This is a genomic window from Nocardioides sp. (assembly GCF_035703625.1).
Classification (GTDB): Bacteria; Actinomycetota; Actinomycetes; order Propionibacteriales; family Nocardioidaceae; genus Nocardioides.
Genome location: NZ_DASSXS010000203.1, coordinates 1 through 12,146 on the forward strand (window position 1 = coordinate 1; position 12,146 = coordinate 12,146).

A 12,146-nucleotide genomic window follows, 5' to 3' on the forward strand; every position below is an offset into this window, starting at 1 on the left:
GTCGCCTCGTCGTCCTTCGACCCGGCGGGCGCAGCCGCCGGCGCTCCGTTCGACGCCGCCTTCCTCGCCTTGGTGGCGGACTCGCCCTTGACCGAGGCGAGCAGCATCTGTGCCACGTCGAGGACCTCGACCTCGGCCCGGGCGTTGCCGTCGGCCTGCTCGGCGGTCAGCCCGTCGGAGAGCATCACCCGGCAGAACGGGCAACCGACGGCGATCTGGTCGGCACCGGTGGCGACCGCCTCCTTGGTGCGGTTGACGTTGATCCGCGAACCGAGGTTCTCCTCCATCCACATCCGCGCCCCACCGGCGCCACAGCAGAAGGAACGCTCGGAGTTGCGGGGCATCTCCGTGAACTCGGCTCCGGGCATGACCTGCAGGAGCTCGCGCGGCGGCTCGTAGACCTGGTTGTGGCGGCCGATGTAGCACGGGTCGTGGTAGGTGATCGAGCGCTTGGCAGCTCCGGCGCCCTCGGCGACGGGAGTCAGCTTGCCCTCGCGGACCAGCCGGTTGAGGAGCTGGGTGTGGTGCACGACCTCGAGCTCGATGCCGAACTCCCGGTACTCGTTCTTCAGCGTGTTGAAGCAGTGGGCGCAGGTCGAGACGACCTTCCTGGCCTTGTGCTCCTTGAACGTCTCGACGTTCTGCTGGGCGAGTCCCTGGAACAGGAACTCGTTGCCGGCACGACGGGCCGAGTCGCCGGTACAGGTCTCGCCGCTGCCGAGCACACCGAACGAGACGCCGGCCATGTCGAGCAGCTCGGCCACGGCGCGGGTCGTCTTCTTCGCACGGTCCTCGTAGGCACCGGCGCAGCCCACCCAGAACAGCCAGTCGACCTCGTCCAGCGACTCGATGCCGCCCTGGTCGGACGGAGCACCGACGACCTTCACCTCGAAGGGCAGGTCCTTGGCCCAGTCGAGCCGCGCGGAGGCCGACAGGTTCCACGGGTTGCCCTTGTTCTCCATGCCCTTGAAGAGCTGGTTGAGCTCCGCCGGGAAGTTGGACTCCACCAGCACCTGGTAGCGGCGCATGTCGACGATGTGGTCGACGTGCTCGATGTCGACCGGGCACTGCTGGACGCAGGCGCCGCAGGTCACGCAGGACCACAGGACGTCGGGGTCGATCACGCCCGAGCCGTCCTCGGGCATGTAGAACCAGTCGTCGCCCGTGTCGCCGACCAGCGGCCGCTCGGCCTCCTTGACCAGGGTGTCGCTGCCTTCCAGCAGCGCGGCGCGCTTGTCGTCGGGGGCCAGGGAGTAGGGGCCCTTGGCCATGGCGTGGTCGCGCAGGGCCATGATCATCAGCTTGGGGGACAGGGGCTTGTCGGTGTTCCAGGCGGGGCACTGGTCCTGGCATCGCCCGCACTCGGTGCAGGTGTTGAAATCGAGCAGGCCCTTCCAGCTGAAGTCCTCGATCGAGCCCACGCCGAGCGTGTCGTCCTCGTCGAGGTCGTCGATGTCGTCGAGGGTGACCGGCTTGCCGGCGTTCATGAGCGGCTTGGCCGAGCCGAGGGCGACCGGCTGGCGCTTGAACAGGACGTTGAGCGGTGCCAGGAAGATGTGCAGGTGCTTGGAGTGGAGCACGTCGATCAGGAAGACCAGCATCACGCCGATGTGCAGGAGCAGTCCGAGATGCTCCATCACCTCGAGGGTGTCGTGGGGCAGGCCGTCGATGAGGTTGCCGAGCCCGATCGAGACGAAGGCGCCGCTGTCGTAGGGCAGGTTGCCCAGGGCCGAGGCGGCGCTGCGGAAGAAGAACAGCGTCCAGAGGACGTTGAAGATCATGAACAGCACCAGCCAGGCGCCGCCGGTGTGCGACCGGGAGAACCGGGACCTGCGGCCCAGCCGTTGCGGCGACTGCTGGATCCGGAGGGCGGCGAAGGTGACGATGCCGAACAGACACATCACGGCGATGAAGTCCTGGGCGAACCCGACGATCGGCCAGGTGCCGATGACCGGGATGGCGAACGAGGGGTCGAAGAGGGCGCCGTAGGCCTCGACGTAGACGCTGCCGAGGATCACGAACGCCCAGAAGACGAAGAAGTGCGCCGCGCCCGGTACCGACCACTTGAGCAGCTTGCGCTGGCCGAACACCTCCACGAGCTGGGTCCGCACCGCCCGGCCGATGCGGCCGGTGACCCCGGCCACCCGGTCGGGCGCGGGCTGCCCGCTCGCGATCAGGCGGTACAGGTAGGCCGCGCGCCGCCCGGCGAAGGTGAGGGCCACCGCGGTCATCGCCAGCCCGATGATGAGTGTCAGAGTCACAAGCCATTCCAATCTGCCAGGCCGCCGGTCCGCGCCGTCGCGACGCGAGCCTATTGGTCTGCGCGGAGAGCGTCAGCCGTCCGCCGTCCCGCGAGATCCTACCTGCGGGTAACTTCTCGGTTCCCGAGGTGGTCAGTACCGCTGCGGCACGAAGGTCTGCTCGTGCATCGGCGGTCGCACGTAGGGGAGCTCCAGCATCGTCGGCAGCGTCACCACGTCCGGTGAGACGTCCTGGTAGTCGAACCGGCTGAGCAGGTGGGAGATGCAGTTCAGGCGTGCTGCCCGCTTGTCGTCGGACGGGACGACGTACCAGGGCGCTTGCTTGATGTCGGTGTACTGGAAGGTGACGTCCTTGGCCATGGAGTACTTGACGTAGAGCTCGTGCTCGGCGAGGTCCATGGCCGAGAGCTTCCATCGTTTCAGGGGCTCGGCGTTGCGGTCCTCGAACCGACGGCGCTGCTCCTCGTAGGAGACCGAGAACCAGTACTTCAGCACGACGATCCCTGAGCGGACCAGCATCCGCTCGAACTCGGGACAGCTGCGCAGGAACTCCTGGTGCTCCTCCTCGGTGCAGTACCCCATCACCCACTCGACGTTCGAGCGGTTGTACCAGCTGCGGTCGAAGAGGACCATCTCGCCGGCGGCCGGAAGGTGCTCGACGTACCGCTGGAAGTACCACTGCGTCTGCTGCCGCTCGGTGGGCTTGGGGAGGGCCACCACCCGCACCGTTCGTGGGCTGGTGCGCTCGGTGATCCGCTTGATGACGCCACCCTTGCCCGCCGAGCCGCGGCCCTCGAAGATCACCAGCACCCGGAGCCCCTGCCGCTGGATCCAGTACTGCAGCAGCACGAGCTGCTCCTGGAGCCGCTCCATCTCGCGCTCGTAGACCCGGGCCTTCAACCGGCCCCTGTGCGTGTAGTCGTCGGGGTTCCGGTGGCGCGCGGCCGGGGTTGCGTCATTCGCCCCTGCCGGGGGCGTCGTCGCGGCCATGTCACCACGGTCCCCTGATGGAGGCGGTCGGGCAAGGGGGCCTCACGGCAGGAGACGGACACGCTCGTCCTCGCCGGCCGGCCGTCGGGACGCACGCCGGGACCGGCGGCCCGGATCGGAACACCTCCCGGGACGACCGTCCCTGGTCCCGGGACGCCCAGCCGCTACCTCCCGGCCGCACGGGACATCGGCCTCAGGCGGCGGGACACGCACTCGTCGAACCCTGCCATCAGAGGCGCCGCAGTGGGTGCCACTGGAGGGAGGAACAGGGCGATGAGGACCACGACCAGGCCGGCACGGCCGACCGGAATCGTCGTAGCCGGGCTCGCGGTGTGCCTGGCGACAGGGCTGGTGCTGACCGGGTGCGCGGCCACCTCGCCCGCCTCCATGGACCGGGCGGCCGGGGCCGCCGGGGGGAAGGGCCCTCGCTCCGACGACGGGGGACCGGGGCCGGTGACCGCGTCACCGTCCCCGGTCGAGTCGGACAGCGGCGGTCCCTCGGCCCCGGCCGCCCCTCGCGAAGCGGCGCTGGCTGCGGCGAGGGGCGCGGAGACGGGCAGCGAGGAGTGGCGGGCGAGGCGACCGGCGGCCGGACGCATCGCCGGGTACTCCACCACCGCCAGCGGACCGGCCGGGACCCGAGTGGGGCTCAAGGTGTCGACGTCTGCGTCCCGCTACCGGGTGATCGCCTACCGGCTGGGTGCCTACGACGGCGGCACCGGTCTCGAGGTCTGGCACTCCGGCCTCCTCGAGGGCCGGGAGCAGGCGGCGCCCGTCATGCGTCCGGCCTCGACCCGCACGGTCGTCGCGCCCTGGCGGCGCGACCTCACCGTCGACACCGACGGCTGGGAGCCGGGGTTCTACGTCTTCAAGCTGCGCACCGGGCAGGGCCACGAGGTGCTCGTTCCCTACGTCGTGTCCTCGCCGTCGGCCGCGGGCACGGTCGCCCTCGTCGCCCCGATCACGACCTGGCAGGCCTACAACGAATGGGGCGGCTACAGCCTGTACGACGGTCCGGACGCCGACCGACGCAGCTGGGCGGTGAGCTTCGACCGGCCCTACAACGGAGCGACCGGAGCCAACGACTACCGCACGGCGGCGGTGCCGATCATCGTGCGGGCCGAGCAGCTCGGCATCCCGCTGTCCTACTACACCAACGTGGACCTCCACACGACGGCCGGCCTGCTCGAGGGCGCACGAGGGTATGTCTCGATGGGGCACGACGAGTACTGGACGACGACGATGCGGTCGGCCGTCACCGAGGCGCGCGACGCCGGGACGAACCTCGCCTTCTTCGGAGCCAACACGATGTACTGGAGGGTGCGGCTGGCGGACGCGGCGACCGGTGCCGCCCGCCTGGTCGTCGGGTACCGGTCGGACGCCGGCCTCGACCCCGAGCGCGAGGAACGGCCCCGCGAGGCCACGGCGCGCTTCCGCGACGCTCCGATGCCCAACCCGGAGCAGGAGCTCACCGGGATGATGTACGAGTGCTACCCGGTGGACACCGACTACGTCGTCGCCTCGCCCGGTTGGTGGGGCTTCCGCGGAGCCGGCGTCACGCGTGGTGACCGGATCCCCGGGCTGGTCGGGCCGGAGGCCGACCGGGTGTACCCGACCGGCTCGCTCCCGCGTCCGATGCAGATCCTCAGTCACTCGCCGTACTCCTGCGGTGGCGTGAGCACCGCCGCGGAGTCCGTCTACTACACCGCCCCGTCGGGCGCGGGCGTCTTCAACGCGGGCACCCTGCGCTGGGGGTGCGCGATGGTGGACCGGTGCGAGCGACCCCTGGGCGCCAGGACCGCGCGCTTCGTCGAGGTCGTGACCGGCAACGTGCTGCGCGGGTTCGCGGCCGGTCCCGCGGCACGCCGGCACCCGGCTCGGGACAACGTTCAGGAATTCGACCTTTCCCCGCACAACGCGGTGTCGGCCAGCTGAAGTTGTGGTGATCCGACATGATGGGGCGCATGGCCGGAACCGGCGGAGGGGCCCGTCGCGCGACCGGGACAGCGCTGTTGCTGGTCTCCCTGGCGCTCTCCGGCTGCACCCCGGAACCCCCCGCCGGAGAGGGCCCTCCGTCCCCGTCGGAGTCGGTGGCCCTGCGGGTGCGCACCGTCCACGTCGCCGGCTCCCTGGACCCCGAGGCGCGGGCCGCTGCGGAGTCAGAGGTCGGGGACGTGCTGTCGGACTACGTGGTGGGGGCGTTCCTCGGCGACTACCCGCGCGAGGACTTCGTGGGTTCCTTCGAGGCGTTCACGGGGAACCTGGCCAGGGACGCGGTGCGCGACATCAACCAGCTGACGGCCAACAGCCTCAGGTCCGCCGAAGCAGTCCGCGCGACCAGGCTCGACGCCAACCTCTCGTTCGTCGTCGACGGCTCCGACATCGTCGGCGCCTCGGCGTCCGTCCGCTTCGCATTCGAGGCGACTGTCGGCGGTGACGAGCGGCGCCTGGGCATGCGCGGCCGGATCTTGCTGATCGAGGAGGACGACGTCTGGTCCGTCTACGGGTACGACGTCGTCACCGACACGGGCGAGGCCGTCGATGCAGAGGTGACGCCGTGACCGGCTTCCGGATGCTCGCCAGGACGGCGCCCCTGCTCGTGCTGTTGGCGCTGGCCGTGCCGGCCTCGTCCGTCCACCCGACCACCCTCAGCCTGAACCGGGTCGAGACGGCCAAGAGTGTCGACTTCGAGGACGGCGTGGTGTGGGTCCTGGTGCTCGGCCGCGACGCCGAGGGTGATACCGACGCGATCGAGATGCTCGCGTTCGACACCGCGAGCGGAGCCGCCTCCGGCATCGGCATTCCCCGTGACTCGTGGGTCAGGCTCCCGGGTGGTCTCGCCAGGATCAACGAGGCGTGGTCGAAGGGAGGGCCCGACCTGGCGGCGCGCGCGGTCGGCGACCTCGTCGGCGTAGACCCGGACTTCGTGCTGGTCACTGGTTTCGAGGGGTTCCTGGCGATGACCGAGACGGTGGGCGAGGTGGAGGTCCGCTCGCCGCTCGCGTTCGAGACCGACCAGGGCCGGACCGTCGAGCGCGGGCTCAACAGCTTCAACGGCGAGCAGGCGCTCGACTTCGCGAGCAGCCGCGACAACCTGCCCGATGACGACTTCGACCGCATGGCCAACCAGCAGGCCCTGCTCCTCGGCTACCTCCGCAGCCTTCGGGCGCGCGAGGACGAGACCGGCTTCATGGAGGACGTCACGCTCTCGGCCCTGGCGGGGCTGGAGACGGAGCTTGCCCCCACGGATCTCTACCGCCTGGCGCAGGCCATCACCCAGGTCGACCCGGCCAAGGTGACCGGGTGTCTGGTGGGTGGCACGCCGTTCACCACCAGCGGCGACGCTCAGGTGATCCGCGCCGACGAGGAGCTCGCCCGGCGGCTCGGTCGCGACGCGGACAAGGACGCCACGCTCGACCCCGACTGCCAGGGCTAGGGCGTCACCCCAGCCCCGCCTCACGCGCCCGCACGATCGCCTGGGCGCGGTGGGCCACCTGCAGCTTGGCGAAGATGTTGCTCGCGTGGTTGCGCACCGTCTTGACCGACAACCCGAGCTCCCGGGCGATCTCGCCGTTGTCGAGGCCGTCGGCGATCCGGCCGAGGACCACCCGCTCCCGTTCGGTGAGCTCGGGGAACACCTCGGCCGCCGGCCGCGCGCGCAGCCCCCGGAAGTAGGTCATCATCCGGTCCGCGATGCCGGGTCCGAAGATGACCTCGCCGGCGCCGACGGCCTCGATCGCCCGCACGATCTCCTGGCGACGGGCGCCCTTGAGGAGGTAGCCCCGGGCTCCCGCCCGCACGGCTGCGAACACGGAGTCCTCGTCGTCCATCATCGACAGGACGATCACGCTGATGTGGGGGGAGGAGGCGACGATCCGCCCGGTGGCCTCGACCCCGTTGAGTCGCGGCATCTGCAGGTCCATGAGGACGATGTCGGGCTGCAGGCCCAGAGCCAGGTCGACCGCGCGGGCACCATCGGCTGCGCTGCCGACCACCTCGAGTCCGTCGGCCGCCCCGAGCAGGGCCTCGAGTCCCTTGCGGAACTCGTCATGGTCGTCCACGACCAGCACGCGCACGGCTTCTGCGTTCATGTTCCCCCCTCCCCGGAGAGCGGCAGACGGACCTCGACCACCGTGCCTGTGTCACTCGACGTGACGGTGCAGGTGCCGCCGAGCTCCTCGGCTCGCTCTCTCATGGAGGTCAGGCCTACACCAGCGCCCGGGTCCGCCGCCAGACCACGGCCGGTGTCGCGGACCCGGAGCCGCAGCGTGCCGTCCTCGCGCTGGAGGGACACGGTGCACTGCTCCGCCCCGCTGTGGCGCAGGGCGTTGGTGACGGCCTCCAGCGCGATGCGGTACGCCGCCACCTCGACCGCCGCGGGCAGCGGCTCGACGTCGTCGCCGGCCTCGACCGTCCAGGTCATCCGGCTCCCGGTCGCACCCGGCACGTGGTGTTCCTGCGCGCGCTGCCGCAGAGAGGACACCAGCCCGAGCTGGTCCAGGGCGGGCGGGCGCAGCCCGTCGACGAGTCGCCGTACCTCGAGGATCTCGGCGCGCGCCTGCTCCGACAGGGAGTCGGCCAGCTCCGCCGCCCCGGCGGGATCCTGGTCGATCAGGTCGGAGACGGACTCCAGGCGCATGGCGAGGGTGGCGAGTGCCGGTCCGAGCCCGTCGTGGAGATCGCGGCGCAGCCGCCGGCGCTCCTCCTCGCGGGCGGTGACCAGCCGCTGCCGGGAGCGCTGGAGCTCCCGGTTGGCCAGCACGGCCTGCACCAGCGCACCCACCTGCACGCCCACGTCCTCGAGCAGGCGACGGTCGCCCGGACCGAACGGATCGCGCTGCGGGTCCACCTCGAGCCGCAGCCGCCCGAGGTCGGCACCCCCCGCGACGAGCTCGACGGTGACGGGGTTCCCCCGGCTCTCGCCGATGGCGACGTGCATGGGTCCGGATCCCGCCGCCCCCCGCACGTCGATGGCGGCGTAGGACAGTCGGAGGCGCCGGGCCAGCAGGGACAAGGTCTCGGTGAGGGTGGCGTCGGGTGCCGACGTGGTCCCGAGCCGGCGCAGGTCGGACACGACCCGCTGCGGGAACTCACGGTCCCCGTAGACCGCCCGGCGGAGCAGGCGTTGCAGGGCCACCGCCAGCGGGAGCACGAGCAGGGCGAGGACGCCGCCGGCGAGGAGCGACCGGAACCCGATCTCGGAGGCCTGTCCGACCGCCGCGGCGACGGCGACGAACGAGGTGGCGACCAGACCGGCCGCGAGCGCCTGGACGACGGCGCGACGCACGGTCGGCTCCACCTCGTCGAGCCGGGAGCCGTCCACCGCCACCACCAGGCAGCCCAGCACGGCCGGCGTGATCAGCAGGACGAGCACGTCCCACGGCAGCAAGGGATCCCCGGTCAGGCGCTCGGGCAGGTCGCCGAGCAGCGTCCGGGCCACGACGCCCCCGAGGATCCCGATGAGCGCGAGGCGGGTGGCCAGCGTGGTGCTGCGGTCGTCGCTGCGCGCGTAGCGCCAGCACAGCAGGGCGACCACGGTCGGCAGGGCCACCACCAGGGCGGGCGACGTCACGGTCACCTGGGCCTGCAGCCGCGCCGCCTCGGTGGACATGGCCCGCGCCGGCCCGAGCAGCCAGCCGGCGTACCCCACGAACGGGAGTGCCGCACACACCAGCAGGAACGCCACGCGCGGCCGGTGAGCCTGGTCAGGGCGCGCCAGCGTGACCGCGGCGACGGCGGCAGCCCCGAGGCCGAGCGCGAACAGGAGCCCTCCCACCAACGTCGGCCAGGTGCCTCGCGACCCGGCGAGGTCGATCACGCCCGGCCCGAACGCGGACGTGGTGAGCCAGGCGGGGAGGAGCGCGGCCGCCGCGAGGAACGCCCGTTGGGCGGTTCCGTCGGGTCGCCGCCAGAACACGACGGTGGCGGCGGCGAGCAGCAGGGCGAAGGCGATCAGGGTCGCCGCATGACGGCCGGCGGCCTCGACGGGGTAGCGGACGAGGGTGACCTCCACGTCCAGGTTCCGGTCGAGGTCGGGCGCGGCCCGGATGATCTCGTAGGTCACCGGTTCGCCGATGGCGCGTTCCGCCGAGGCGTCGCCGGTCACCCAGTCGCCGACGGGTCGGCCGTCGATGGACCGGACCACGTCACCGGGTTGCAGCGGACCGTCCCCGACGACGTCGACCACCGTGACGGTGCTGCCCCAGCGGCCGGCGTCGTCGAGGGCCGAGGAGGAGATGACCGTGCCGTCCGACGGCCCCGCGAGGAGGGCGCCGGTCACCCACGCGACCGGGAGGACCCAGGCCGCGAGGACCACGAGGACCCTGCCGGTGCGCGACATCGTGCGACCATCGTGCACCCCGCAGGGGCCGCCGGGGGTCAGGCTCGCGAAATGCCCGTCACCCTGCCGCCGTCGTCGAACGTGACCCGCATCCGGACCTCCGGCTCGGCCGCCGTCCTCGCGCAGAACGTGAAGGCGTGCCCGAGCCGGGTGTAGGGCTGGCCCACGGCCTCCATGACCTGGCGCGTGGTCATGCCGACGTCGATCAGGTCCTGGACCGCCGACTCGCGCTTGCGGAGCTCGGGGTTGCGGCAGGAGTCGGGCGCGATGCCCTCGGCCCGCTCCCACGTCTGCAGGTAGGCCTCGGCGCCGCGCGCCATGTCCTCGACGATCGCGTCGCCCTCTGACCCGCCCGCGACCATCCGCAGGTCCTCGATCCAGTCGGGGTAGAGGCCGTACTGCGCCACGCCGTCGGCGTTGATGTCGTAGACCCGCTCCCCGGCGACCTGCTGGTCGATGGTGACACCGCCGAGGCCGGTGAAGGGGTAGGTCACCGGGTTGGAGACGTCGGTGCCGCGGGGGTCTCCCTGGGCGCCGAGGCCGTTCATGTCGGCGCCGTACCCGAAACCGAAGTAGTAGCGCGAGTCGGCCCAGCCGAGGTGGGCGCGCCACTTCTCGACGAAGCCGGTCGAGTCGCCGGCGTACGGCGCGATGTAGCCGCCGAGCTCGTAGATCCGGGGGTAGGCGTCCTCGGTCGACCAGGAGTGGCTGGACAGGATCCCTGGGTAGCCCATCTCCTCGACCTGGTCGAGAGCGGCGTTGCGCGCCTTGACGCTCATGTGGTCGGGGTCGAAGAGCATGTGGCGCTCGGCGAGTCCGGCGATGGTCTGCTCGCCCAGGGTCGTCAGGCCGCGCTCGTTGCAGTGGTCCGGCGGCGGGTAGACCGGCAGGGCGGTCCCGGTCGCCCCGAAGAGCTCACCGATCGCGCCGAACAGGGCGTCCTGCTGGTCGGCGCTGATCTCGGGCGCCGCGAGCTGGTTCTTGTCGTGGGCGTCGGGGTGCTCCGGCTCGCAGTGCCGCATGTCCCAGAACGAGTTGGTCTCGCGGAAGTTGGCGGAGTTGACCGCGACCCCCACCTCGCCGTTGTCGCCGGCCACACCGGAGAGGGCGTTGTCGAACTTGTTGACCAGCTCCATCTGCCGCACGCCGAGGTCGTGCACCTCGTCCAGCTGCGCCTCGATCGACGCCGGGTCGCAGGTCGGCTTGGCCGGGTGGGACGTGCACCCGAAGGGCACGCTCGTCTCGATCCCCATCACCACGGCCAGCTTCCCGGCGTTGATCACCCGGCGGGCCTGCCACGGGCTCTTCACGATCCGGTAGAAGCCCTCGCCGGGACCGCCGAACTGGGCGTCGATGTAGTCCTGCATCTCGTACATCCGCTTCGCCTGGAGGCGGACCGAGTCCATGTCGTCGCAGGAGTTCTTCTCGTGGGGCGGCGGCAGCGGGTAGAGCTCGCAGAGCTGGTTGTTCTCGACGAGCAGGTTCACGAACAACCGCTGCCCGCCGCGCCAGGACCGCTCGAGCCAGCGGAAGTAGGTGCCTTCGTGGGTCAGCGAGTTGGGGGCGGGCCAGTCCTTGAACGTCGGCCAGCCGACCGGGTCGTGGCTGGGCTCGCCGGAGAGGACCGACTCGAGCACCGCGCCGCGGCCCTGGGTCTGCCGGTGGTCCTCGCAGTCGACGAGGGCGTACGGCGCGCCGTACCGGTCCCACGGCTTGCCGCAGTGGACGCCTCCACCGAGGAACTCGAAGGCCATGCCGTGGGTGTGGGCGTCGACGTAACCCCGCACCTCCTGGTAGGAGGTGGTGCCGGAGAAGGGAGCGCCCGAGACGCCGATCGCGGCCTCGGGGTAGCGCGGGCAGCCGGTGGTCGTGTTCAGCGAGAAGCGCTGGGCCTGGTCGCCTGCGGCGAAGCCGCCACCGCTGGTGGTGAGCCAGCGACCGTCGGCGAGCCGGAAGGTGTAGCGGCCGTCGCGACCGGCCGCCGTCCAGTCGGCGTCCTCCGACGGCTCCTCGGCCAGCCCGTCGGCGCTGACGAAGGACTCGTCCCGGGTGTAGAGCAGGTAGGAGCCGAGGTCGGTGGCCTGGAACCGGATCGGCTGGCCCGCCATCGAGTAGCAGCCCCCCGCCATGGCGTACCGGTCCTCGGGCACCGCCTGCCGGGCCTCTCGGACGGGGGTGGTGGTCAGCGGGGGGTCGGGGGTCTCGCGGTTGTCGGCGACGTAGGCGGCGCTGGCGCGACGCTCGGCCGCGGTCGTCGGGTCCTCGGTGGCCTGGCCGAGCGAGCCGGCGCGGGAGACGGCGTTCTTGGTCGCGCGGTCGTCGCGGACCGAGACCGCCATGTCCTTCGAGGCGGAGTAGGCGCCGTGCAGGCTGCCGAGCCGGTGGCCCGGGGAGGAGACGGAGAACGCAGTGGCGACGACTGCCACCGCGACGGCGGAGGCGCAGAGCAGACGGGGCAGGGGAGTTCGGTTCGGACGCACGGGTCTCCTCGGGCTGGATGCGCTGGTACAACGAGGATCAGGTCTCGAAGTCACCCTTTCCGCCGGCGCGACCCG

At 71.5% G+C, this 12,146-nt stretch carries 8 protein-coding genes; 3 read left to right on the forward strand and 5 right to left on the reverse strand.

Annotation, left to right across the window (positions count from 1 at the left end):
• Together VFN12_RS09845 and ppk2 are read right to left on the reverse strand one after the other, a co-directional pair.
• A partial coding sequence (locus VFN12_RS09845; RefSeq protein WP_325118475.1) for a (Fe-S)-binding protein occupies positions 1-2,261 on the reverse strand: 2,261 nt, incomplete at its 3' end.
• A 132-nt stretch (positions 2,262-2,393) separates the two neighbouring features.
• Positions 2,394-3,251 (reverse strand): polyphosphate kinase 2, encoded by an 858-nt coding sequence (gene ppk2 / locus VFN12_RS09850; protein ID WP_325118476.1) that lies wholly within the window; start codon positions 3,249-3,251, stop codon positions 2,394-2,396.
• A 273-nt stretch (positions 3,252-3,524) separates the two neighbouring features.
• On the opposite strand from ppk2, the gene VFN12_RS09855 reads away from it, so the two are divergent.
• From VFN12_RS09855 to VFN12_RS09865, 3 genes are read left to right on the forward strand one after another with little or no spacing between them, the layout of a single operon-like run.
• Positions 3,525-5,186 (forward strand): N,N-dimethylformamidase beta subunit family domain-containing protein, encoded by a 1,662-nt coding sequence (locus VFN12_RS09855; RefSeq protein WP_325118477.1) that lies wholly within the window; start codon positions 3,525-3,527, stop codon positions 5,184-5,186.
• 29 nt (positions 5,187-5,215) lie between these two features.
• Entirely contained in the window at positions 5,216-5,812 is a 597-nt protein-coding gene (locus VFN12_RS09860) for a hypothetical protein (RefSeq protein ID WP_325118478.1), read from the forward strand.
• The gene (locus tag VFN12_RS09865) at positions 5,809-6,687 is read left to right on the forward strand and encodes an LCP family protein (RefSeq protein WP_325118479.1); all 879 of its coding nucleotides are present in this window, start codon (positions 5,809-5,811) and stop codon (positions 6,685-6,687) included. Before VFN12_RS09860 ends, VFN12_RS09865 begins: the two co-directional genes overlap by 4 nt.
• 4 nt (positions 6,688-6,691) lie before the next feature.
• Here the strand turns inward: VFN12_RS09865 and VFN12_RS09870 are convergent, their stop codons facing one another.
• From VFN12_RS09870 to VFN12_RS09880, 3 genes are read right to left on the reverse strand one after another with little or no spacing between them, the layout of a single operon-like run.
• A complete protein-coding gene (locus VFN12_RS09870; protein WP_325118480.1) occupies positions 6,692-7,342 on the reverse strand; it encodes a response regulator transcription factor in 651 nt (216 codons plus the stop codon).
• The gene (locus VFN12_RS09875) at positions 7,339-9,591 is read right to left on the reverse strand and encodes an ATP-binding protein (protein WP_325118481.1); all 2,253 of its coding nucleotides are present in this window, start codon (positions 9,589-9,591) and stop codon (positions 7,339-7,341) included. The genes VFN12_RS09870 and VFN12_RS09875 overlap by 4 nt, the downstream gene beginning before the upstream one ends.
• Positions 9,592-9,629: 38 nt before the next feature.
• The gene (locus tag VFN12_RS09880) at positions 9,630-12,071 is read right to left on the reverse strand and encodes a hypothetical protein (RefSeq protein ID WP_325118482.1); all 2,442 of its coding nucleotides are present in this window, start codon (positions 12,069-12,071) and stop codon (positions 9,630-9,632) included.
• Between the last annotated feature and the right edge of the window lie 75 nt (positions 12,072-12,146).